Source organism: Streptomyces sp. NPDC088252 (assembly GCF_044740965.1).
GTDB lineage: Bacteria > Actinomycetota > Actinomycetes > Streptomycetales > Streptomycetaceae > Streptomyces.
Window position 1 is genome coordinate 1 of the sequence record NZ_JBIURS010000029.1, and the last position, 21,300, is coordinate 21,300.

Sequence of the window (21,300 nt, forward strand, 5' to 3'; positions counted from 1 at the left end):
GTGAGATTGGTGCCCGTGATGGTGACAGTGGTACCGCCACCGGTCGAGCCCTGGTTCGGACTGATTGGCATGATCGTCCTCCGTGTGTGAACTGAGATCTCGAATAGGGGAGTTGACTCAGAGCCTGGTCCGGGTCAGCCCCAGGGGCATGACCTGGATCTCCGGGCCACCGCCGGGCCCGGCCGTCCTCATTCACCTCCTCCTCGGCCTGTCCCGCGGGGTGCCGGGAGCACCCGGGAAGGCGTCAGGAAGTTGCCTGCTCGGGGAAGACACCCTCAGCGGATGTCGCGGCGCGGGGTGCCCGGAGCCGTGATGAACCCTGTCGCGGGCCCACCACGCACCGGATGCCGTGGCCGGCCCGCAGCAGGCACCGCTCCGTACGGGCCGGGACTGCCCTCGCGGTCAGGAACCGATAGCGGTCGCACTGCCCTCGCCGTATGGTCGAGGCGTTCACATGACCGGTGCGGGCTCGCTCACGGCGGCACGGGCCGCACGCGGGTCGCAGGGTCCGCGGCCACTCCCGTGGCCTCGACGACGAGGTACTCGGTTGTGCGCGGATGGCTCGCGCACCGCTCCCTTGCAGAGGCCGGAGGTTGTCCCATCAGTCCCTGCCACTGCCTGACAGGGGTGACTGGTCGGATCCAAGTCCTCTACAGGGGCGCCCATCGCGGTCGTCCGGAGCAAACGATGCCGAGGTCCGTCACGCAGGGACGGGTCGGCGAACAGAACGGTTCCGCGCTCCCCCGGAGAGGGATGGGCGGCCCACCGGTTCGGTTACCCAAGTGACCCATACAAACGAAATATGACTCAAGCATCTTGACGGCCAATCACCTGAATGGACGAGCGCGCGAAAGGCATACCGTTCAGTGCGCCGGAGGAAGGCGAATCCGCCACCCACCCCACCGCACGCCCCCATCTCACGCCGCGCAGGACCCGCCTCGCGCATCAGCCGTCCACCGTCGCCACCCGAGCCGGCTCTGTGGGCCGTCGTGGCGAAAAAGGCCCGAGCCCGCTTGCGCCTGCCGTCGGGCTTCCCCACCGCACTGAACAATCGCCCTGGTCAAGAAGCATGGACACGTCCCAGCGGATCGAGGGGAACGACCAATGGACAGAGCGGGACATCCGGATCGCAGAGCCCTGCTCGTCGGCGGCCTCGCGATCGCCTCGGTCACGCTTGCGGGATGCTCGTCGACGAGCGCCACCCCGTTGGCCGCCGACGCTTCGCCGGAAGTGCGGCCCAACACGCCCGTCGCGGCATTCACGAGGCTGATGGACGGCAACAAGCGCTGGGTGAGCGGAGACCTTCGGCATCCCGACCGGGATCCGAACCGGCGCCAGTTCGTGGCCCAGAAGCAGGAACCCTTCGGGTCGGTCCTCTCGTGCATCGACTCCCGGGTGCCACCCGAGCTCCTCTTCGACACCGGGCTGGGTGACCTTTATGTGATGCGCACCGGCGGGGAGGCGGTCGGCCCCGTGGTCACGGGGTCCGTGGAGTACGGACCCATGACGAGCGGTACTCCGCTCGTCGTGGTCCTCGGGCATCAGCGTTGCGGCGCCGTCGCGGCGGCGTACAAGTCCATCCGCGACGGCAAACCGTTGCCGGGAAACCTGGAGGCGATCGCCAAGGCCCTGCGGCCGGCATACGAGCAGGCGGTCCGGGAAGGCGGTGCGGACCCGGTCGAGACCATGGCTCGCGCCCAGGTCGAGCTGACCGCCGCCGATCTGCGCTCCAACCAGGATCTGGCCCCACTCGTGAAAAAGGGCGCCCTTGCCGTGGTCGGCGCCTACTACTCGCTCGACACCGGCAAGGTGGAGGTCCTGGCCGGTGCGCCTTCCTGACCGGCCGGACGCGACGGACGGGCGTCTTCCGGCCCGAGGCGCAGGCCGGGACTTCGGAAGGTCCCCCGCGACGCGTGTCAGAACACCCAGCACCCGTCCAGTACGGAAGCACAGAGCTGCCACCTGCACCGATGTCGTTCTGAGGCGGGCCGTCCCGGCACGGCCCCGGAGCGGTGCGTCCCGGCCTCAGGAAGGAAGCGATGAAGGCGCACCCGAAGGCGCGGCGGCCCGCAGGCGGAGCAGGACGGTTCCGATGAGCTTGTCCTCGGGGCAGTAGCCCAGCTGTTTGGAGTCCATCGAGCCCGGCTGCTCGCCCAGGAGGACGAGCATGCCCGGCGGCACGTGGGTACCGGGGCATCGGCCGGCCCAGTGCGGTACGGGCTCACCGGCGACGGCGACGATGCGTTTGACGTACCACGAGTCGGGCGTGGTACTCGTGGGGCGGTTCCAGCCGTGCTCGGGGTGGGGTGCGACGACGACGGCCACCCGGCCCGTGGCGACGCGGCGTCTGCCACGGAGCATGAGGATCCGGTCGCCGGGCATGAGGGTCGGCGACATGCTGTGTCCGCGGACGGTCACGGCCACCAGCCGCCCACGCGCCAGGAACAGGGCTGCGGCGAGGACGAGGAGTCCCGCGAGTGCGAGGAGCACCGGGGCCGCGGCGGTCACCGGACGGTCTCCTCGTAGCCTTCGGCCTGCGTGGTGAAGAGCTCGGCATAGGTGCCGTGGGCGGTCATGAGCTGTTCGTGGGTGCCTGTCTCCTGCACGGTCCCGTCGGCGATGACGACGATGACGTCAGCGGCGCGGACGGTGTTGAGGCGGTGGGAGACGAGGATGCTCGTCGCGCCCCGGCGGAGTGAGGTGAGCCGGTCGTGGACGTGGCGTTCGGCGACCGCGTCGAGGCCGGTGCTGGGTTCGTCGAGGATCATGAGATCCCGTTCGGAACGCATCAGGGCCCGGGCGAGCGCGAGGCGCTGCCACTGGCCGCCCGACAGCTGGACGCCAGGACTGGTGTCCTCGGTGTCGTCGGGGAAGAACATCCGGCTGAGCATGGTGTCGTACCCCTGTGGGAGGCGGGCGAGGGCGGTGTGGATGTCCGCGTCGTCGGCGGCGGCGTGGATGCGCCCGTGGTCGTGGAGGGAGCCGAGGTCACCGAGGCCGATGTTCTCGCCTGCGGTGAGGTCGTACTCCATCGGGTCCTGGAAGACGACGCTGACCCGTCGGCGCAGTTGGTCCGCCGGGAAGTCCTTGAGGTCGATGCCGTCCCAGTGGATGCTGCCCCGCTGCGGGTCGTAGAGGCGGCACAGCAGTTTGACGAGGGTGCTCTTGCCGGCCCCGTTGAGTCCGACGACGGCCAGGCTGGTGCCGTGCGGGATGGTCAGGCTGATTCCGCGCAGGATCCACGGTCCGTCGTCGGTGTAGCGGAACCAGACGTCCCGGAGTTCGAGGCCGTGGCTCAGGGGCGGTGGGGCGATCGGGACGGCCGGGGCGGGGAGGTCGTCCCGGACCTGGGTGACATGCAGGTAGTGGCTGAACAGCAGGGCCGTCTGGTGGCTTTGGGCGATGCACCCCACCAGGCCGACGAGTGCCGTCTGCATGCCGGCGAGGGCGGCGACGAGGAGGGACACGTCACCGGCGGTGAGGGCGTGGGTGGCTGCCTGGTGCACGCCCCAGACGAGTGCGCCGGTGGAGACGCCGGCTCCGAGGACGGCGAGGGCCGTCTCGTAGGTGGCGAGCCGACGGTCGAGGCGTTCCTCCTGCTGGTTGATGCTGTCCAGATCGGCACGCATGCGCTGGGCGAAGTAGCCGCCGAGGCCGTAGAGGCGGATCTCCTTCGCCGCTTGAGTGTCGGTGAGGAGCCCTCGGTAGAAGATCTGGCGGCGGGCGAGGTTGCTGGTGCGCCAGAACATGTCCGCGCGATGCCGGCTGTTGGCCAGGTGGGCGAAGAGGGCCGGAACGGCCGCGGCGACGAGGATGGCGGCCAGGGTGGGGCTGATGAGCAGGAGACTTCCCAGGAAGCCCGCCAGGGTGAGGACTCCCTGCGCGCCCTGGAGTGCTGCACCGACGAGTCGCTCGGCCCCCTGCGCACTTTGGATGGCGAGTTGGACGCGGTCGTGGAAGGCGGGCTGTTCGAGCCTGGACAGCCCGCTGAGCCGGTTGACGGCCGTGAGCAGGTCGCTCTGGGCCCGGGTGGAGGTGGCGCGACGGATGCGGCCGTCGGCGTAGGAGGAGACGGCCGAGGCGGCAGCGAGGAGGACGGTGAGCAGGCCGATGCCGGCAGCGGCCCAGTTGAGGTCCGAGGCGCGGAACTCGTCCGCGGTGAGGCTGTCGACCACGTACTTGAGCAGCCAGGAGGCGGCCACGGGGGCTGTACCCGCGATGACGACGGTGGCGGCGCGGACGGCGAGGGCCCCGGGGCAGGACCGCAGTGTGAGGGCGAGTACGGCGGTGAGACCCCGCAGGAATTCGGCCGTGCGGGAGGTGGACCGCCCGCTCATGCGGTGAGGAGGTTGAGCGCGGGCAGGGAACCTTGGCCGATGCCCGTCTCCGTGATGGTCCCGTCGGCGTCGAGGAGGACGAAGGTGGGGTGGTGGCGTACGCCGAAGGTGTCGGCTACGGGACCGTTCGGGGGTTCGGTGGTGGTGAGTTCGGTGAGCGGGCCGACTGCTTCGAGCAGGGGGCCGGCTTCGGTGGGCTGTCCGTTGATGACGGCGACGAGGCGCGCGCCCGACGGGGTGTTCGCCTCGGCCCACCGTTGGATCCCGGGGAGGCTTTGCCTGGTGGGCCCGCAGTCGGGGCGGAGGAAACAGATGAGGGCGGGGTGGCCGGCCAGGGTGGATTCGCCGACCTCGCCCCGGGGGGTGTGCAAGGTGAATGCGGGGGTGTGGTCACCTTCGCGTACGGCAAGGGCCGGCGGGCCCGGGGCCGCGACGGCAGGGGCGGGGGCGGCCATCGTGGCGCGCCAGCGTTTGATGACCGCGAAGGTGAGGAGGGCGTTGACGAGGGTGACCGCAGCGAGAAGGGCGAGGCCGCTGGTGGCGTGGCTCACTCTGTGATCGTCCTTTCAGCGTCGGCCGGTGCGGACCGAGAAGAAGAAGGCGAGGTCGTCGGTGAAGACGGCGAACGCGGTGAGATAGACGGCGACGGCGACGGCGAGCGCGAGTGCGGGGGCGTTGAGGGGGGTGGTGGTGCCGTGGACGAGGGCAATGGTGCCGCCGAGCAGGGCGAGAACAGTGAGTGTGGCGTTGCGGGCGACGTGCCAGGGGCCCATGGGCACCGTGGTCCGGCTGCCGAAGCAGGGGCAGCCGGCGGAGCTGCCGCTCCGCATGGTGGTGACGGCGACGGCGCTGAATGCCGCGCACATCGCGGCGGCGACGGCCAGGCCCGCGGTGAGCGTCCGGGGCAGGGCGAGGAGCGCGGCGGCGATGAGCTCGGCCGCGGGCACCAGGACGGCGAGAGCCGGCCGGGCGGCGGCCGGCAGGTAGGTGAGGTCGCCCAGTGCCGTGGCGAATCGGCGGCGGTCGCGAAGCTTCGCGAGGCCGGCCACGGCCAGCACGCAGATCAGGGTCAGACGGCAGACGAGCAGCAGGTCGGACAAGGGTGACTCCGAAAGAATGGGTCCTGGGCCGGCGGGCACGGGGCGAGCCGCACGCGGCCCGCCCCGTGGTTGTTCAGCAGTAGTCCCAGCTGCCGCAGCTGACCTTGCACGCGCCCGTGTAGCAGCAGCGGCGGCACCGCTGGGCGCTGGTGCTCCACTCGGTCCAGCAGTCCGGCGGGCAGCCCGCCTCGGCCTCGGCCTTGGGCAGAATCCGCTCGATCAGGCGGCCCGCGCCGGCCTTGAGTGTGCGCATGATTCTCCTCTTCCTGTGTGGATGGGATGTGCGTACTCCTCGGTGCGACCGCGGTCCGCGGTCCGCGGTCTCACCGGGGTTCAGGAGGCCGCCGATACCGGTTCGCGGCCGGCGGCGGAGGGAGCGGCGACGACGCCGTCCTGGTAGCTGAGGATCGTGGGGAAGGCGGGGACGCGCAGGGCGCGGAACAGCGGTGACGCCTCGGGCCCCGGTACCACTTCGTCCGCCGGCCCGACGAGCTGGGCGGTCAGGCTGCTCTCCCCGGCCTCGGCGCCGATCACCAGGGCCAGGACCCGGCCGCCTGCTGCTCGTGCCCGGTCGGCCCGTTCGGTGAAGTCGGGCAGGCTGTCGGTGCAGGACGGACAGTCGTGGGAGAAGACGCCCAGCAGCAGTTCCCCGGAGCGGAAGTCGTCCTGGGTCAGGGTCCGGCCGCTGAGCGCGGTGGCGGTGAAGTCCGGTAGTCCGTCCCCGGGTTGCGGCCCCTGGGCTGCGAAGTCGTCGCGTCGGCGTACGGCTGCGAGCTCCTGCCAGCGGCGCAGGATGACCATGAGCAGGACGAGGTTGAGCAGGGCGACGGCTCCGACGAGCACCAGACCCGCAATGACGTAAGGCAAGTTGCGACCCCCTGGCCGGTTGCACGGGAGAGCAGTGTGATAGGTGAGGCCTGTCGGAAGGATGCCAAGACCTTGCCAGGAACATGACGAGCTGAGCATGATTGCCGCCATGCTTGCCACGGGGTCGCATTTTCGAGTGCTGGGCAGAGTTGAGTGGTCCGTCGACGGACGCCCCAGAGCCATCGGTCGCCGCCGCGAGCGCCTGCTGCTCGGTTTACTCCTGCTGGAGATGGGCCGGCCCCTCCCGATGGACCGGCTGATCGATCTGCTGTCGGACGAGGACGAACGACCGCGGTCCCGGACCGATCTGTACGTGGACGTCTGCCGGCTGCGGGCGAGCCTTCGCCGGGGCGGGTGCGACGAGTCGGTACGGCTGGTGCGCAGCGGTTCGACGTACGCCCTGACCGGCGATCCGCAGCGGGTCGATCTGCACCGCTTCACTCAGCTGGTCTACCGGGCTCAGCGGAGCACCGAGCCGCAGGAGGTTTCACGACTCGCCTCGTCCGCCCTGGCCGAGTAGCGGGGGGCGGTGCTGGAGGACGTCGCGTCCGAGCGGACACGCCGAGGCGTCGGCACCGCTTTCGACGAACTGCTGATCTCGGCACAACTGCTGCGTGTCGCGGCGGAGTTCAAGCTGCGTAACTTCTGGTCGCTCGCCGCGGAGCTCGCACGGCTCACCGAGGACCATCCGGAGCACGAGATGTTCCTGGCCTTCCGTGCGGCCACGCTCTACGAGTGCGGACGTCGCGCGGATGCGCTGCGAGTGCTGTCCTCGGCGCGAGCACGAATGACCGCGCGGCTGGGGTTGGATCTGAGCCGCGAGCTGCAGGACCTGCGCGAGGCGATCCTGCGGGGCGTTCCCGTGGACCGCCGCATCTTCCGCTGTGGCGCCCTGAGCGCCGTGTGACGCACCGCCGCATCCCCACGGACCCGGTGCGGTGGGGATGGAGCCCGCTGTTTGCACCGGCCGCGCCGGATTGTCAGTAGCGGCTGCTTTCATGGCGCCATGAGCACTGTGCACGAGACCGCCGCCCTCCTACCCGACCCCGCCGACCTCCACGCCCACCTGCGCGCGTTGGCCGTCCTGGACGCCACGATCGGCGGCGATCCGCAGTTCTGCTGCTACACCTTCGACACGGCTTGGGGCCCCGGCGAAGAGGCAGCCCTGATGGAGAACGGCTCGGGGGACGAGTTCTCCGTCCTCTTCACCCCGGCCGGCGTGCTCATACGCGGCTTCGACCACGAGTCGGAGATGAGTCCGTACGCGACGGACGACGAGCAGGTCTGGCCCGGCGTCATCGACGAAGTCCCCGCCGTGCTGCGCCCGCTCCTGGATGAACCCGCCTTCCATGACGAGGGAATCGGCGCCCCTCGGGTCACCGCCTGCCTGTGGCGGGAGACCGGCGAGGCGGCCTGGCGCGCCGGCTCCGCCATCGCCTTCCCGTCCGGCAGCGAGGACCCCGACGGCTCCGGTTTCCTCTTCCACCTGCTCACCGACCGCTCCCCGAGGCGGTCCGGGCCCACTTCGAGGACTACTACGAGCGCCCTGTCCCCCTCGACGCCGTCCGCCACGTCCTCGCCGGACGCCCCCTCACCCCTGCGATCGCCGCAGCCCTCAACCCGGCCGCACTCTCGGACAACGCCCTGCTCCGCAGGATCGCCGAACATCCCGAGGCCGCTTCCTACCTGGCCTGCGACGGCGAGTTCGACCTGGCCCGCACCGACCCGATCGAGCCGATCGCCCTGCCCAACGGCCTCCCGGTGGAGCCGATCGCCGGCTGCAACGCGGGCGGCACCCACTACCTCTGCGGCCCGGCCGCCCCCGGCGGCCCCCGCCCCGTCCTCTACACGGACTCCGAGGGCCGGGCCTCTCTGATCGCCGAGTCCCTCGCCGAGGCCCTGACCCTCGTCGTCGTCCTCCCGTCCTGGCACGACGCCCTGGCCGGCTTCCGCCCCCCGGCCCTCAACTCCGACCACCTCGACGACCACCCGGACCACCCCGCGGCCCGTGATCGCCTCCTCACCGCCCTGGGACTCCCCCCGGCCACTGAACGGGAAGTCCTGGACCGCCTCCTCACCACCGCGGCCCGCACCGTTCCCGACGGCTTCCTCCCGCACTGCCCCGATGAGGAGGACTCCTCCTTCGAGTCGATGCTCGCCCAGAGCCCGACGACGACTTCGACCCGCAGGTGGCGGCACGTCGGAGGATCCAGCACCCCTCCACCGCGGGAACCGGCAAGGGGGCGACTCCCGAAGGAGCCGACCCCATCTGACCTGCATGTCTGACCAGGCCGCCGACGTGGCGCTGTTCCATCCGCTCACACGTTGAAGCGGAACATATCGGGGCTGGATCTGACCTGCTGCGGAGCATCGATCGCGGCCCTGACCAGGCAATACCCCGTTGGGAGGCGTTGGCTTCCGACGGGCATTCACGAGCGTCTTGCGGACTGCCTGCGGACTCGCGCCGACCGTGCCGAGGCACAGAAATCCAAGCCGTCGACAAGATGGGGCGGCTGCCCGCCTGCGCAAGAGCTTCGACCGGAGCGAGCGGGTGGCCCACAGCGAGGCCGAAGCCCCGCGTCTGCCGCTCCGGCGCGTCGTGGAGGGCACCGTGGAGGGGGCGTTCGAGGCCCCGGCCCCGGGCCTGCTGCTCGCGGGACCGTCGGGGAGCCTGATCCGCGCCGAGCACTACGTCGACGCCGACGGCGCCCCCGTCGTGATGCCCAAAGACCTGACGGGAAACGGCTTCAGCACGGCGAGCATCCGACGCATCAGCGAGCGACAGGCCATGGAGCTGGAGCGCTTCCGCCTCCGACGCGGCGACGTTGTCCTGGCGCGGCGCGGGGAGCTGGGGCGAGCCGCCGTCGTCCGCGAGGAGCAGCACGGCCGGGTATGCGGCACCGGGTGCTTCGTGCTGCGCCCCCCGCCGGACTCGACGCCGACTACTTCGCCGCGTACCTGCGCGGTCCGGAGGCACGGACGTGGCTGGAAACCCACTCCACGGGGAGCATGAAGACGAAGACCCTGTGCGGGGCTCCGCCGGATCATTCACGACGTGAGAGATCCCGGATTTCGCGGCTATCGGGGCTGCCACGCCCGTACGAGGTCCTCCGGCCCCCAGTGCGTGGTGAGCGGCAGATCATCGGTCACCCCACAGCGGGAGACCGCGACCAGTGGAGTATCCGGGGCGGTACCGGGGACGGCGAGCATGTCGCGCACCAAGGCGTCGTACTCATGACGGCCGAAGGGCTGGGTCTCCAGCCACTTGACCGACCCGACGAAGGACACCTGCCGGGCCACCGGCTCGCGGTCTGCACCGATGAGGTCGATCTCGGGGTTGTTCTGACGGTTCCACCAACCGCCGATGGCCTCGGTCTCGGGCCACTCGTCATTGGGCATCAGACGCAGCAAGGACTCGCGGATCAGTGGCTCGACCGCCCGCCCGCGCCAACTGGTCCATGACCGCTCGATGCGTTCCAGTGCCAAGTCACCGCGGCCTCGCTCGATGAGTGGGATCGCGCGTGCCAGGAACGCCAGCCAGAACCGCAGATACGGGTCGGCGATGCGGTAGCGCTTGTTCTTGCTGTCCGGCTTGACCGACAGGGGGAGATCAGCAGCCAGGACTCGCTTGGCCTGCAGCATGGCCAGCAGCGGGGAGAGCGTGCCGGACGGCAGAGCGCTGGCGCCGCCTGCCTGGGCTGCGATTGCACTGAACGTGCGCTCACCGCTGCCAACCGCTTCCAGCACGGCCCGTGAGTGCGAAGCCTCGGGGAATTCGCCCAGCAGGGACAGCTCGCCGGCCACCAGCAGGGGCGAGAGAGGATTGGCGACCGACGCCTGCAAGAAGGCTGTACGCCCCATTCCCGGCCGCCACGACTGCACGATCTCGGGGAATCCGCCAGTGATCAACTGGGCGTCGACGGCCCCTGCGGCGTCGAGTTCGGTCATGGCCTGTACGTCGGCCAGGTTCAGGGGGTGGACGGTCATTTTCGCTGCCCGACCGAAGAACGGGCGTCCGTACGACTGCAGTGCCTCCATCACCGATGCATCGCTGCCGACCAGCAGCAGAAGCACGGGCTTGGAGGACAAGTGACGGTCCCAGACAGTCTGGAGTGCGCCCTCGAATTCCTGATCCTGCTCGACCAGCCAGGGCACCTCGTCAATCACCGCGATGCTGGGCGAGTCATCGGGTACCGCGAGCGCCAGAGAGCGCAGGGCCTGGTTCCAGTCCTGCGCCTGGAGGCCGGCGACCAGCTCCGCCCCAGGCAGTAGCGACTGCGCGAGCGTCGCGGCAAAGTCGGCGCGCTCCGTCACAGGGTTGCGCCCACGGGTGGCCTGAAACACCACGTACGGCGCTCCCGAGCGGTCGCAGAACTCCTGGACCAGTCGCGACTTCCCTACTCGGCGCCGGCCCGTCATGATCACAGCCCGCCCCCGAGTGGCTCCAACCGCCTCTGCCACTGTCCGGTACTGCTCAGCCAGCAGCTCAAGATCTCCGGCCCGACCTTGAAACTCCACGACGCACCTCTGAAGACAATTAACGTAGACAGATTCTTACGTAGATTGAATCTTACTTCACTCACCTCGCGACCTGGTGGGTCGAACGGGGGAAAACCCAGGGGACCCTTCTGACCTGCATTTTCGCCAGATCAGTGACGTACCGTATCGCGCTCCCTACATGTTGAAGCGGAATCTCTGCGGTCCGAACCTGACCTGCGGCGGAGCCCCGTCCAGGGCTCTGACCAGCCATTTCTCAGTTGACATGCATTGGGCCCCGATGGCTGTTCACGAGTGTCCTGCGGACTGACTGCGGACTGGCCGGGGGTGCCGCGACAGAGAAATCCATGGCGCACCCGCAAGGCCTGCAACGAGACTGCGCAGGTGAGCGACCGCTGCCCCTGTCCCTGCTGCGGGCGTCTCGTCGTCCTGGACGAGATGCCCGGCGCGTACGCCATCTACCCTGTCTGCTTCCTACCCTGTCTGCTTCTGAGAGGACGACGCCATCCAGTTTCGGTGGCCCGCCATGGATGGCGGGGCGAACAAGGTCTCCCCCATCCATCAACGACCTGGCCGACCACGCCCAAGTGATCCTCCACTCCCAGTTCTGGCAGGTGGACGCCGGCCGCACGTACGGCGTCTCCGGCACCGGCCTGGACTGGGAACTCGACTGGACTGAGCCCTGGGAGCACCTGGTCGAAGAGTCCCGCACCTGGCCCCTGCCGGAAGCCTCCGAAGCTCCCGCCGGCGACAACATCTTCGTCGCCCCCACCTGGATCGACGAGCGCTGCGACTTCGTGAACGACTGGACCCCGCCCGTGATCCTGTCATTCTCGATCGCTATGTACCGATCGCGGTCGACCCCGGTCACTCCAAGAAACGGACGGGAATCAACGGAGAACGAGAGAGGCAACGGGCAACACCGCCGAACCCCGATTCTCCAGGCGCGCGTCGTGCCAGACTCACTTTCGGATGCGGACCGAAACGACGCCGTCACAGCAGGTGTTCGTCGTCGGGTTTCGTGTCGACCGGTGATCGTCGGATGACGGCTCCCGTGAGGGCGGACGGCTCTTGCGGTCACTGTTCAAGGGGAGGTTGATGATGAGCACGACTTTACGTTTTGGCCCGGAACTTCGCCGTTTACGAGTAGAAGCGGGGCTGACTCTGACTGAGTTCTCCGTGGCGCTCAACTACGACAAGGGGCACATAAGCAAGGTCGAGCGCGGGGAGCGTTCCGCTTCCCCCGAACTAGCCCGGCGGTGCGACGCCTTCCTCGGCGCGGACGGCGAGCTGCAGCGCCTGGTCACCCGACCCGAGACGGACTCGGACTCGGGCACCGCCGAATCCCCCGCCGGTCCGAGCCGCTGGCTCGTCGGGCGCCGGGTGGTCCTCTCGGCGGGTACGGGAGCGCTGATCGACCTCGGCCTGAAACTCGGCAGTCAGGCGCTGTCCTCCGCCGACGACCCCCTCCTGTCCTCCTTCCGCATGCAGTTCGACCAGCTGCGGAAGCTCGGTCAGTCCACCGCACCCAAGGTCCTGCTGCCCCTGCTGGAGACGCAGACTCGCATGATCGCCGGGCTGGCCGCCGACGCCCGGTCCGTTTCTCGGGCCCCTGCGCTCCTGCTCGCCTCGCGGTTCGCGGAGTTCACCGGCTGGATGGCCCAGGAGGCCGGGGACAGCGACGCGGCACTCGGCTGGACGGGCGAGGCCGCCGAACTGGCGCGCGCCGGGGGTGACCCGTACCTCGGTTCCTACGCACTGGTGCGACGCGCCCTGGTCACAATGTACGGCGGGGACGCCGCTGGCACCGTCGCCTTGGCCCGCCGCGCCCAGAGCAGCGAACTCCCGCCGCGCATCCGGGGACTCGCGGCCCAGCGGGAGGCCCAGGGGCACGCGCTCGTCGGCAACGAAGTCGACTGCCTCCGCAGCCTCGACAGGGCGCGGGAACTGCTTGCCGGCGACGACGCCCGCAATGGCGCCGAGCCCGTGATCGGCACCTCCCATGTGAGCGATCCGGCGGCGATGTCGACCGGCTGGTGCCTGCACGACCTCGGCCGCCCCAAGGCCGCCGCCGAGGTACTCGACCGGGAGTACCGCCGCCTCCCGCCGCACGCGCTGCGTACCCGCGCCCGGTACGGCTTCCGCCGGTCCTTGGCCCATGCCGCCTCCGGGGAGGTCGAGCACGCGTGCGCGATCGCCGGGGATCTTCTGGAAGTGATGCCGGCCGTGCCCTCGGCGACGGTGAACAGCGACGTCCGGCGTCTCGCACGGGAACTCTCCCGGTTCCGGAGCAGCCGCGCCGTACGTGATCTGCAGCCCGCGCTGGCACGCGTACTCGCCCCCGCGCACGGCTGACACAGACTCGAGCCGCCCGGCTCGCCGGACTACCCGGCCCCTCCGGCCCTCCGGATCCCACGATCCCCGGCGGAACCCTCTGATCACCGCTCGACGCGTCGCATCGCACCCCCGGCTTCTTCGGGCTGCCCGCGACCAGTGACGCACCAGGCGGCGCCCCTCCATCCGCACGCCCTCCCGTGTATGCGCCATGCCGTCCACACGGTCGGGACCTCATGGCCCGGGCGGACCGGAGCCCCGGTCCACAGCCCCGTGCCCGTTCACCCCGTCTTCCTTTCACGAAGGGAACCTTCATGCCCGACGTCTTCGTCAACTACCGCACAGGCGACGAGGAGTCCGCAGCGACCATGATCGCTCGGGAACTCGCCCGTCGGTTCGGCAACGAGCGGATCTTCTTCGCCAGCAACTCGATCGAGCCCGGACGCCGTTTCCCGGTGGAACTGGTCAGGGCGGTGGAGGAGTGCGAGGCTCTCCTCGCCGTGATCGGCCCGCGCTGGGCAGAGGTGCGGGGGGCCGACGGCCGCCCCGCCCTCGAAGCCGAGCAGGACTGGACCCGTCGCGAGATCCAGACCGCGCTCGACCGCGGGGTCCTGGTGATCCCCGTGCTCGTCGGAAAGGCCACGAGGATCGACCGCTCCGTCCTTCCGGACGATCTGCTGGAGCTGGCGGACTGCCAGTACAGGCGGTTCGACCACCGCAACGCCGAATCGGACCTGACGGCGCTCGGCGACACCCTCGCCCGGCTCCTGCCCGAGCTGGGTGTGGTGGACCGCGACGCCCGTGCGGCGCGGGAGCGGGCGGAGGCGAAGTCCCGTAAGAAGTCGGCCAAGGATGCCAGGCACACCAGGATGCGGACGCGCGACGTCGAACAGCGCGTGCGCGGCATCGCAAACCTCAACGGAGATCTGTCCGGCACTTTCGTGAACGAACCGCAGGGGCCCGTGAACACCGGTGGGGGGCACCAGTACAACGCTCCCCACTTCGAGGGCGACAACACCGGGGTCCAGTTCACCGCGGGCGACAACGGCGGTACGGTCCACCAACGCTTCGAGCGCAAGCGTCGGCGCTCGGACGACGGACGATGACCGAGCAGGACCGCGTCACCGTCAACGATCCGCGTGGCCCGGTGAACAATGGCGTAGGGCCCCAGTACGTCTTCTACGGCGGCGCGGATTGGATGATCCGCAAAGGGGTCGAGTCCCTCCGGATCGTCCGAGAGGACCGGGTGCGCCTGGCCGACCGGTTCGTTCGGCCGGTGGGCTATCGCATCGCCGCCGGATGCCTGGAGAAGCCCGGATCGGTGGTGCTGCTGGAGGCTGCGCCCGGCAGCGGCCGGCGCGCCGCAGCGATCATGCTGCTGCACGAGCTCGGTGAGGGCGCAGGCGCTGAAGAGGAGCAGGAGGAGGACCGGTTCGAGGAGCTTCCCGCCACGGACAAGGACGAGGCCACTCTCGCCCCCGGCGAGGGGGACCGCTTCCTCCTCGACCTCTCCGGGATCGCCGACGAGGAGGCGTATGCCAAGGCCCAGCGCCTCCTGGTCGTGCGCCGGTCACAGGTCCAGGAGGCGGGGGCGCACATGGTGGTCGTCCTGCCGTCGGGCATGGAGCACGCCCACGCGCCGGAGCTCGAACCGCACACGGTGGCGCTGGGGCGCCCTCGGGGGATCGCCGTCGTCACCCGGTACCTCCGTATGGACCGGATGGCCTTCCACTCCACGGACCTGGGGAGCTACGACCTCCAGCGCCTGTGCGAACGCTCCCCCATGCGGGAACTGGCGCGGCTCGCGGGGCTGGTGAGGTCTGCTCGCGACGGCGGCCGGTTCGGCGTCGACTTCGCGGGATGGCTCGACCAAGCGATGCACGCGGTGACCGACCGTGCCGGTGAGGTGGGCCGGCAGGTGGCCACGGTCCGCACCGCGCCCGAGCGGGCCCTGCTGCTTGCGGCGGCAGTGTTCGAGGAGGCCCGCGCCGACACCGTCTACGAGGCGTGGCACGGCTTGATGAGGACGGTGGGGCACGAGGAAGAGACGACAACCGAGCTCGCGCGGACGGATTTCGGGGAGCGATTGGCGACGCTCGGGATCGAGCGGGACCTGGAAGAACGGCTCCACTTCGGGCGGCTGGCCTACGCCGACGCAGTACGGACGTACTTCTGGGCGAACTTCCCCGGGACGCGCGACGACCTCAGGAATTGGATCGGCCATGCCGCCGGGCTCCGCGGTCTGACCACCGACGACCGGGTGAACGTCGTCGTCCGCTTCGGCGAGCGGTCCCTGGCCGTCGGCCGGCCCGACCACCTCTTCGACCTTGTGGTCCGCTGGGCGGACCACGCGACCGGGGCGTCCTGCGACCCACGAGCCGTGGCGGCCCTCGAACTCGGACTCAGCCACGAAAGGTTCGGGGGATGGTTCCGCAGACGGACGTACGAGTGCGCGAGGTCCGGCCCCTTGTCGGACGGTCTCGTTCGCGTCCTGACCGCTGCCTGCCTCCAGAGCCTCGGCGCGACGCACCCGGATCAGGCGATGGTGCGGCTCCATTACCTCGCCGTACGGAAGGGGGAAGCGGCACGCGGGGCCCGGGAAGTACTTCTCGACCTCGCCGGCCGCGACCGTCGGCCCTACCGGCTACTGATCGACCGCCTGCGGGACCGGACGCACCGGGATCCGCGCGGGACAGAGCTCCATCTCCAGCTGCTCGCTGAACTGTTGAGGAGCGACCGGGCACCGGAGCCGCCGCCGTGGCCGGACCTGTTCCTGGGCTGGGAGACGGTTTTCTCCCATCCGCCGACGGATCTCTGGAACCCGCTGGTGAGCAGTTGGCTGAACGCCGCGGCGGGCGACAGTGCGCGGGAGATGGCGCTGGGCGTGATGGTCGGGGCGACACACGGCCGCACGGCCGCTCTGCACCGCCTCTACGCCATCGCCTGCGACTGGGCGGGGCCCAGGCACCACCCGTCCCGGGCGGCCGTCGCCGCCCTCTTCTGGCAGCACATCGACAACGCGCAGTACGTCCGCACGGAGAGTGCGAAGCGTGCGGGCGCCGGACCACGGACCACGGAAGAGGCACGATGAAACACCGCTTTCCCAGCCTGCTGTTCGTCGCTCTCTGCGGCCTCGCACCGGCTGTGCTCGGAAACCTCCTGCACTGGTCGGTGTGGCTGTGGGGCTTCATGTCCATGGTCGCATCCTCGGGCTCCCTGCTGCTCGTGATGACGGTCCTCAGCGGTGGCCGCGCGTCGGCCGATCCGTACGAGCCCGAAGAAGCTGAGCCGCCTGCGGCGCCGACGGAGCAGCCGTACCAGGAGACTCGGGTGGTCGACGCGGCGCTGCCGAGCGCAACGGACGGCTACGACTTCCTCTTCTCCGCCACCGTGTGGTGGAGGCCGGTCCCCGACCACGCCGACTGGTCCGACGGCGCCTCCCCAGCCCTCGCCGTTTCCTCGGTCGTCAGCCGGGCCCTGCAGGTCGTCCGCCACGAGGAGCCCGGCCGGGCGAGCTTCGCACGGTATCTCCTGGAAGGGGAGCTGGGCGCCCCGCTCCCGGACCGGAGCGGACGGGTGAAGGCCCTGGCGGCCGATGTGACACTGACCCTCGCCCCCGCCGACCGCGAGCGCCTGCGGAAATTGAACGACCTTCGCAAGGACGAGGAGCTCTGGGAGCACGAGCGTCAGCACGAGCGCAACAAGCGGGGCTACCTCGGTGACGACGTGCTCAAGAGCACGGGCAGCGCCGTGGTGTGGTGGCTGGCCCGCCACGAGGACGACATCGAGAAGGCAGTCGACATGATCGGTCCGCTCGCCCAGATCTCGGCGGCGGCCAAGAACGAGGAGATGCCCGAGATCTTCCGGCACCTGCTCGTCCCGCCCGTGGACGCGCGGACCGAAGCAACCGTCGGAGGCCCGCTGTGGGACGGACACGCCCAGGGAGGAGGGACGTTCGACCGCGAGGAGGAAGTGGGGGTTTCGGATCGGCTGCTCCTGCTGCTGGCGGCGGTGGGCCTGAAGCCGGACATGGATGAGTACACGGTGTTCGTGCACCGTGTGGTGCGGAGCCTGGAGGCGGCCGGGCTGGACGAGGCCGCCGAGGAGATCGGGCGGACCCTTCTCCCGGAGCCCGACGAGGGGCCGGACGGTGAGCCTCCGAGCGAGGGGGACACCACCGGGCCCTGGTCGCCGCCCTTCCGAGCCCCCGAGGGCGCGCCGTTCACCGACGCCGCCGCGGACCCGGATGCCGAAGCGGACACGTTCACGCCGGGGTCCGCGGAGAGCGGCGCAGGCGAACGGATCCAAGACCGGCAGGAGATGAGCAAGGACGACATGGCGCCTCCCTACTTCTGGGACACCTCGCACAGCCCGCACCGGCCCGCCGCACCTCGCGCACAGGACGAGGGCGACGAGGACAGGAGCTGATCCGGTAGGCGGTCGGTCCTCCGAGGCTCCCCCTTCACCGCACACCGCGGCGGGGGAGCCTTTCCTGTCCCGGGACCTGGGCACGAGGAGGCTCAGGACCGCCAACTCTGCACAACAGCGCCGGTAAGCGACCGAGGCCTCACCGACTCCCGTACCTCACCTGACATCCGCCACTCACAGCGGCCAGGCGGTCAGCAAATCGCCGGGGCCGTAGGTGGCGTCGAGCCCCGGACAGTCGACTCCACTACGCGAAACCGCCACGACTGGAACAGGTTCGTCGGTGAGGGCAGCCCGGTGCCGATGCAGGGCGACCAAGTCATGCCGGTCGAAGGGCGACTGCTCCAGCCACTTGATGGAGCCGACGAAGAACAGCTCCTTGGCGATGGGGGCGCGGTCGGCCCCGACGATATCGATCTCGATGTCGTCGGTGCGGGTCCAGTAGCCGCCCACTGCGGGGGCCGCGGGCAGCCGGTCGTCGGGCAGTATCCGCGCCAGGGCCTCACGGACAAGAGGCTCGACGGCCCGACCACGCCAGCTGGTCCAGTTATCCCGGATGCGCGCCAAGGTCAGATCGCCCCGCCCCCGCTCGATCTCCTCCATCGACGGGCCGAGCACGTGCAGCCAGAACCGCAGGTACGGATCTGTCACCCGGTAGCGGCGGTCCTTCGACGGGCGCAGCGATACAGGCAGCTCGCCGGCGACGATCCGTTTGTCCGTGAGCAGCTCCAGAGCTCGCTGCAGCGGTATAGCCCCGATCCCGCCGACTGCACGGGCGATATTGGTGAAGGTCCGCTCGCCACTCCCGATGGCCGTCAGCACCTTGCGCGCCTGTACCTGCGGGGGGAATTCGGCGGCCAGCGAACGCTCGGCCGACACCAGCAGGGCCGAGACCGGATCGCTCAGCGCCTCGCCGAGGAAGTCCCACAGCCCTGCGCCGCGCGGCCACTCTGCGCACATCAGCGGGAGCCCGCCGGTGACCAGTGCGGCGTCGAAGGCTTCCGCCGGATCCAGCCCAAGCATCTGCCCCACCTCGGCGGGGTTGAGCGGTCCCAGCACCATCTCCCGGCCGCTGATGGAAGGGGCGTCCGTAGCTGTTCAGTGCCTCCATCATCGGCAGATCGGAGCCGATGAGGACCAGCAGCACCGGCTTGGTCTCCAGCACCCGGTCCCAGGCCCGTTGCAGCATCCCTTCAAAGGCGCCGTCGGTATCCATCAGGTACGGCACTTCGTCGATGATCAGAGCGCTCGCCCGGTCGGCAGGCAGCGCCGCGGCCAGCACATCGAACGCGGCATCCCAGTTCTCCGGCCGCGCGGCGGCCACCAGCCCCGCCAGCGGCAGCGTCGACACTTGGGCGTCCCTGGCCGGCCGTGCCAGATCATCCCCGGGAGACGCATCAGTCGCAGCGAAGAACAAGAAAGGGGCTCCGGAGCGCTCCGCAAACCGCTCGACCAGCCGCGACCTGCCCACCCGGCGCCGCCCACGCGGGCTGTGGCACCTGATCGGCGAGGCCAAGGCCCGGATCGTCATGGACTACACGATCGACGCTGCGACCGGTGACGAACTCCTCGCCGTCAAGGTGGCCCGCGACGGGGCCGCGGTTTCCGTCGACTGAGAAAGCTGACGGCGTCAGCCCCGCCTCGGTGGTGGCAACCCGGCGGCACCGAACGGGGCACGGCGCATCGATCCTGGGCGCTGAAATCCCAAACGGCGCCGGCGTGGGTAATAGAAAGAACTGCTCCCGGATCTCTGTCCCGGAATCAGCCACCTAATCGGCAGCTCATCCCAACGAGTGCATGTAACCCAGATTGTGTACACATGGCACACTCGGTACCCTTGGGGCATGACTCAGCCGCTGCCCATAGAGTCCATCCGCGACGTACGCGCTCACTTGGCCGAAGTCGTCGAACGGGCCGACCGCGACGACATGCCCACTGTCATCACCCGCCGCGGCAAGCAGGTCGCCGCCGTGGTCTCGATCGAGGTGCTGCGCAAGTACCAGGAGTGGGAAGAGCGCGAGATCAACCGCATCATCGACGAACGCATGGCGAGCCCGGCCGCCGGCGTCCCGATCGAGGACGTGATGAGGGAGACGCTGGCACGCAGTGAGTGACTACCGCACGGTGTTCCGACCCGAGGCCCAGGCCGAGCTTCGCAAGATCCCTCGCGACATGGCGCTTCGTATCCTGGCCAAACTGACAGAGCTGGAGAGCGACCCTTTCGGCTTCAACACCACGGCACTTGTATCCCAGCCTGAGCGCCGCCGCCTACGAGTCGGCGACTATCGCGTCTTCTACACCATCGACAACGGGGAACTAGTGGTGTGGGTCGTACACGTCGGACACCGCTCCACGGTCTACGAAACGTAGCCGCTTCAGGTTCTGCGGACTACTGCAGACAGCACAACGGCCTGACCTGCCTTCTCGCAGGTCAGGCCGCTATTCACGTCCAATCAGACGTTGAAGCGGAACTCCACCACGTCCCCGTCCTGCATCACATAGTCCTTGCCCTCCATGCGCGCCTTGCCCTTGGCGCGGGCCTCGGCGACCGAGCCCGTTTCGACCAGGTCCTCGAAGGAGACGATCTCCGCCTTGATGAAGCCCTTCTGGAAGTCGGTGTGGATCACACCGGCCGCCTCGGGGGCCGTGGCGCCCTTCTTGATCGTCCAGGCGCGGGCTTCCTTCGGGCCTGCCGTGAGGTAGGTCTGCAGGCCCAGGGTGTCGAAGCCGACGCGGCCGAGGGTGGCGAGGCCGGGCTCCTCCTGACCCATGGACTGGAGGAGTTCCAGGGCCTCGTCGTCGTCGAGCTCGATCAGCTCGGACTCGATCTTGGCGTTGAGGAAGATGGCCTCGGCGGGGGCGACCAGGGCGCGCTGCTCGTTCTTGAAGTCCTCGTCGACCAGCTCGTCCTCGTCCACGTTGAAGACGTAGAGGAAGGGCTTGGTGGTGAGGAGGTGCAGCTCGTGGAGGAGCCTGCCCTTCTCCGTGCCCGCGGTGATGCCGGCGGCGAAGAGGGTCTGTCCGGACTCCAGGATCTTCTGGGCCTCCTCGACCGCGGCGAGGACCGCGACCTTCTCCTTCTGGAGACGGGACTCCTTCGTGAGGCGCGGGACGGCCTTCTCGACGGACTGGAGGTCGGCGAGGATCAGCTCGGTGTTGATCGTCTCGATGTCGTCCTTGGGCGAGACCTTGCCGTCGACGTGAACGACGTTCTCGTCCTTGAAGGCGCGGATGACCTGGCAGATCGCGTCCGACTCACGGATGTTCGCGAGGAACTTGTTGCCCAGGCCCTCACCCTCCGAAGCGCCCCGGACGATACCGGCGATGTCGACGAAGTCGACCGTCGCGGGGAGCAGCCGCTGGGAGCCGAAGATCTCCGCCAGCTTGTTCAGACGCGCGTCGGGGACGCCGACGACACCGACGTTCGGCTCGATCGTGGCGAACGGGTAGTTGGCCGCCAGCACGTCGTTCTTGGTCAGGGCGTTGAACAGGGTCGACTTGCCGACATTCGGCAGACCGACGATTCCGATCGTGAGCGACACGTTGGCGACTTCCTGAGGAGTGAGGAGTGGGGCGACGGGGTGGTGAGCGGGTGGAGAAGCGTCGGCCCGGGTGGGCCGATTCTCCAGTTTACGGGCGGGCGCAACCGGGTACCCACGGGTCCGGTCCGGGTGCCGAATCGGTTCCCGTTCGGCCGTGTGGCATCGAACTCACCCCCAAGGTCACCCAAAGCGCGTGTC

The 21,300-nt window shown here is 69.5% G+C and carries 22 protein-coding genes and 1 pseudogene; 12 read left to right on the plus strand and 11 right to left on the minus strand.

All coding sequences use genetic code 11. The features are described 5' to 3' along the window. Positions 1–71: IPT/TIG domain-containing protein (locus ACIOHC_RS37395; protein ID WP_401846094.1), on the minus strand; the 71-nt coding region annotated here is incomplete at its 3' end. Positions 72–1,104: 1,033 nt separating this feature from the next. Between ACIOHC_RS37395 and ACIOHC_RS37400 the strand changes: the two genes are divergently transcribed. Next, a complete protein-coding gene (locus tag ACIOHC_RS37400) occupies positions 1,105–1,839 on the plus strand; it encodes a carbonic anhydrase (protein ID WP_351079421.1) in 735 nt (244 codons plus the stop codon). A 186-nt stretch (positions 1,840–2,025) separates the two neighbouring features. Here the strand turns inward: ACIOHC_RS37400 and ACIOHC_RS37405 are convergent, their stop codons facing one another. The 6 genes from ACIOHC_RS37405 to ACIOHC_RS37430 all read right to left on the minus strand — a co-directional run bounded on the left by ACIOHC_RS37405 (position 2,026) and on the right by ACIOHC_RS37430 (position 6,304). Continuing rightward, positions 2,026–2,508 carry a S26 family signal peptidase gene (locus ACIOHC_RS37405; RefSeq protein ID WP_351079424.1) on the minus strand — a complete coding sequence of 161 codons (483 nt, stop codon included), beginning with the start codon at positions 2,506–2,508 and terminating at the stop codon, positions 2,026–2,028. Further along, positions 2,505–4,337 (minus strand): ABC transporter ATP-binding protein, encoded by a 1,833-nt coding sequence (locus tag ACIOHC_RS37410; RefSeq protein ID WP_365689282.1) that lies wholly within the window; start codon positions 4,335–4,337, stop codon positions 2,505–2,507. The genes ACIOHC_RS37405 and ACIOHC_RS37410 overlap by 4 nt, the downstream gene beginning before the upstream one ends. After that, a complete protein-coding gene (locus ACIOHC_RS37415) occupies positions 4,334–4,888 on the minus strand; it encodes a redoxin domain-containing protein (RefSeq protein WP_351079430.1) in 555 nt (184 codons plus the stop codon). Before ACIOHC_RS37415 ends, ACIOHC_RS37410 begins: the two co-directional genes overlap by 4 nt. 15 nt (positions 4,889–4,903) lie before the next feature. Then, a complete protein-coding gene (locus ACIOHC_RS37420) occupies positions 4,904–5,437 on the minus strand; it encodes a MauE/DoxX family redox-associated membrane protein (protein ID WP_365689284.1) in 534 nt (177 codons plus the stop codon). Positions 5,438–5,510: 73 nt separating this feature from the next. Further along, positions 5,511–5,690, minus strand: coding sequence for a hypothetical protein (locus ACIOHC_RS37425; RefSeq protein WP_351079435.1), 180 nt, complete (start codon positions 5,688–5,690; stop codon positions 5,511–5,513). A gap of 80 nt (positions 5,691–5,770) precedes the next feature. After that, complete coding sequence (locus ACIOHC_RS37430; protein WP_365689286.1) at positions 5,771–6,304, minus strand: redoxin domain-containing protein; 534 nt, start codon at positions 6,302–6,304, stop codon at positions 5,771–5,773. 136 nt (positions 6,305–6,440) lie between these two features. Here ACIOHC_RS37430 and ACIOHC_RS37435 point away from each other — a divergent pair, with 136 nt between their 5' ends. Together ACIOHC_RS37435 and ACIOHC_RS37440 are read left to right on the plus strand one after the other, a co-directional pair. Further along, positions 6,441–6,824: a hypothetical protein gene (locus ACIOHC_RS37435; RefSeq protein ID WP_401846024.1), complete on the plus strand. Its 384-nt coding sequence runs from the start codon at positions 6,441–6,443 to the stop codon at positions 6,822–6,824. Positions 6,825–6,833: 9 nt separating this feature from the next. Next, entirely contained in the window at positions 6,834–7,211 is a 378-nt protein-coding gene (locus ACIOHC_RS37440) for a BTAD domain-containing putative transcriptional regulator (RefSeq protein ID WP_401846027.1), read from the plus strand. 129 nt (positions 7,212–7,340) lie between these two features. Here ACIOHC_RS37440 and ACIOHC_RS37445 read toward each other — a convergent pair whose 3' ends face one another. Continuing rightward, positions 7,341–7,655, minus strand: a complete 315-nt coding sequence (locus ACIOHC_RS37445; RefSeq protein ID WP_401846030.1) for a hypothetical protein — start codon at positions 7,653–7,655, stop codon at positions 7,341–7,343. 38 nt (positions 7,656–7,693) lie between these two features. Between ACIOHC_RS37445 and ACIOHC_RS37450 the strand changes: the two genes are divergently transcribed. After that, entirely contained in the window at positions 7,694–8,590 is an 897-nt protein-coding gene (locus tag ACIOHC_RS37450) for a hypothetical protein (protein WP_401846031.1), read from the plus strand. A gap of 265 nt (positions 8,591–8,855) precedes the next feature. Next, the gene (locus tag ACIOHC_RS37455) at positions 8,856–9,317 is read left to right on the plus strand and encodes a hypothetical protein (RefSeq protein ID WP_401846033.1); all 462 of its coding nucleotides are present in this window, start codon (positions 8,856–8,858) and stop codon (positions 9,315–9,317) included. Between the two features lie 65 nt (positions 9,318–9,382). On the opposite strand, the gene ACIOHC_RS37460 is transcribed toward ACIOHC_RS37455, so the two are convergent. Beyond that, positions 9,383–10,822 (minus strand): ATP-binding protein, encoded by a 1,440-nt coding sequence (locus tag ACIOHC_RS37460; protein ID WP_401846035.1) that lies wholly within the window; start codon positions 10,820–10,822, stop codon positions 9,383–9,385. Positions 10,823–11,388: 566 nt separating this feature from the next. On the opposite strand from ACIOHC_RS37460, the gene ACIOHC_RS37465 reads away from it, so the two are divergent. The 5 genes from ACIOHC_RS37465 (at position 11,389) to ACIOHC_RS37485 (ending at position 17,563) form a co-directional block, all read left to right on the plus strand. After that, positions 11,389–11,847, plus strand: coding sequence for a hypothetical protein (locus ACIOHC_RS37465; protein ID WP_389637849.1), 459 nt, complete (start codon positions 11,389–11,391; stop codon positions 11,845–11,847). A gap of 55 nt (positions 11,848–11,902) precedes the next feature. Next, positions 11,903–13,156, plus strand: coding sequence for a helix-turn-helix domain-containing protein (locus ACIOHC_RS37470; protein WP_401846036.1), 1,254 nt, complete (start codon positions 11,903–11,905; stop codon positions 13,154–13,156). 293 nt (positions 13,157–13,449) lie between these two features. Next, positions 13,450–14,241 (plus strand): toll/interleukin-1 receptor domain-containing protein, encoded by a 792-nt coding sequence (locus tag ACIOHC_RS37475; RefSeq protein ID WP_351079455.1) that lies wholly within the window; start codon positions 13,450–13,452, stop codon positions 14,239–14,241. Then, positions 14,238–16,226 carry a hypothetical protein gene (locus ACIOHC_RS37480; protein ID WP_401846038.1) on the plus strand — a complete coding sequence of 663 codons (1,989 nt, stop codon included), beginning with the start codon at positions 14,238–14,240 and terminating at the stop codon, positions 16,224–16,226. The genes ACIOHC_RS37475 and ACIOHC_RS37480 overlap by 4 nt, the downstream gene beginning before the upstream one ends. Continuing rightward, entirely contained in the window at positions 16,223–17,563 is a 1,341-nt protein-coding gene (locus tag ACIOHC_RS37485; protein WP_401846040.1) for a hypothetical protein, read from the plus strand. Before ACIOHC_RS37480 ends, ACIOHC_RS37485 begins: the two co-directional genes overlap by 4 nt. Before the next feature lie 174 nt (positions 17,564–17,737). Here the strand turns inward: ACIOHC_RS37485 and ACIOHC_RS37490 are convergent. Beyond that, a pseudogene (locus tag ACIOHC_RS37490) lies at positions 17,738–19,091 on the minus strand (ATP-binding protein). A 313-nt stretch (positions 19,092–19,404) separates the two neighbouring features. On the opposite strand from ACIOHC_RS37490, the gene ACIOHC_RS37495 reads away from it, so the two are divergent. Further along, positions 19,405–19,674 (plus strand): type II toxin-antitoxin system Phd/YefM family antitoxin, encoded by a 270-nt coding sequence (locus ACIOHC_RS37495; protein WP_072483971.1) that lies wholly within the window; start codon positions 19,405–19,407, stop codon positions 19,672–19,674. Then, complete coding sequence (locus ACIOHC_RS37500) at positions 19,667–19,930, plus strand: type II toxin-antitoxin system RelE/ParE family toxin (protein WP_351079465.1); 264 nt, start codon at positions 19,667–19,669, stop codon at positions 19,928–19,930. The genes ACIOHC_RS37495 and ACIOHC_RS37500 overlap by 8 nt, the downstream gene beginning before the upstream one ends. An 83-nt stretch (positions 19,931–20,013) precedes the next feature. On the opposite strand, the gene ychF is transcribed toward ACIOHC_RS37500, so the two are convergent. Further along, on the minus strand, positions 20,014–21,102 hold the full coding sequence (gene ychF / locus ACIOHC_RS37505) for a redox-regulated ATPase YchF (RefSeq protein WP_351079468.1): 1,089 nt from the start codon (positions 21,100–21,102) through the stop codon (positions 20,014–20,016). Positions 21,103–21,300: the final 198 nt, after the last annotated feature.

Bases quoted from the DNA above. Each gene is read 5' to 3' on its own strand.
- ACIOHC_RS37400 (WP_351079421.1), top strand. From the start codon at position 1,105: ATGGACAGAGCGGGACATCCGGATCGCAGAGCCCTGCTCGTCGGCGGC.
- ACIOHC_RS37410 (WP_365689282.1), bottom strand. From the start codon at position 4,337: ATGAGCGGGCGGTCCACCTCCCGCACGGCCGAATTCCTGCGGGGTCTC.
- ACIOHC_RS37425 (WP_351079435.1), bottom strand. From the start codon at position 5,690: ATGCGCACACTCAAGGCCGGCGCGGGCCGCCTGATCGAGCGGATTCTG.
- ACIOHC_RS37445 (WP_401846030.1), bottom strand. From the start codon at position 7,655: ATGGAAGGCGGGTTCATCCAGGAGCGGGCGCAGCACGGCGGGGACTTC.
- ACIOHC_RS37470 (WP_401846036.1), top strand. From the start codon at position 11,903: ATGAGCACGACTTTACGTTTTGGCCCGGAACTTCGCCGTTTACGAGTA.
- ACIOHC_RS37475 (WP_351079455.1), top strand. From the start codon at position 13,450: ATGCCCGACGTCTTCGTCAACTACCGCACAGGCGACGAGGAGTCCGCA.
- ACIOHC_RS37480 (WP_401846038.1), top strand. From the start codon at position 14,238: ATGACCGAGCAGGACCGCGTCACCGTCAACGATCCGCGTGGCCCGGTG.
- ACIOHC_RS37485 (WP_401846040.1), top strand. From the start codon at position 16,223: ATGAAACACCGCTTTCCCAGCCTGCTGTTCGTCGCTCTCTGCGGCCTC.
- ACIOHC_RS37495 (WP_072483971.1), top strand. From the start codon at position 19,405: ATGACTCAGCCGCTGCCCATAGAGTCCATCCGCGACGTACGCGCTCAC.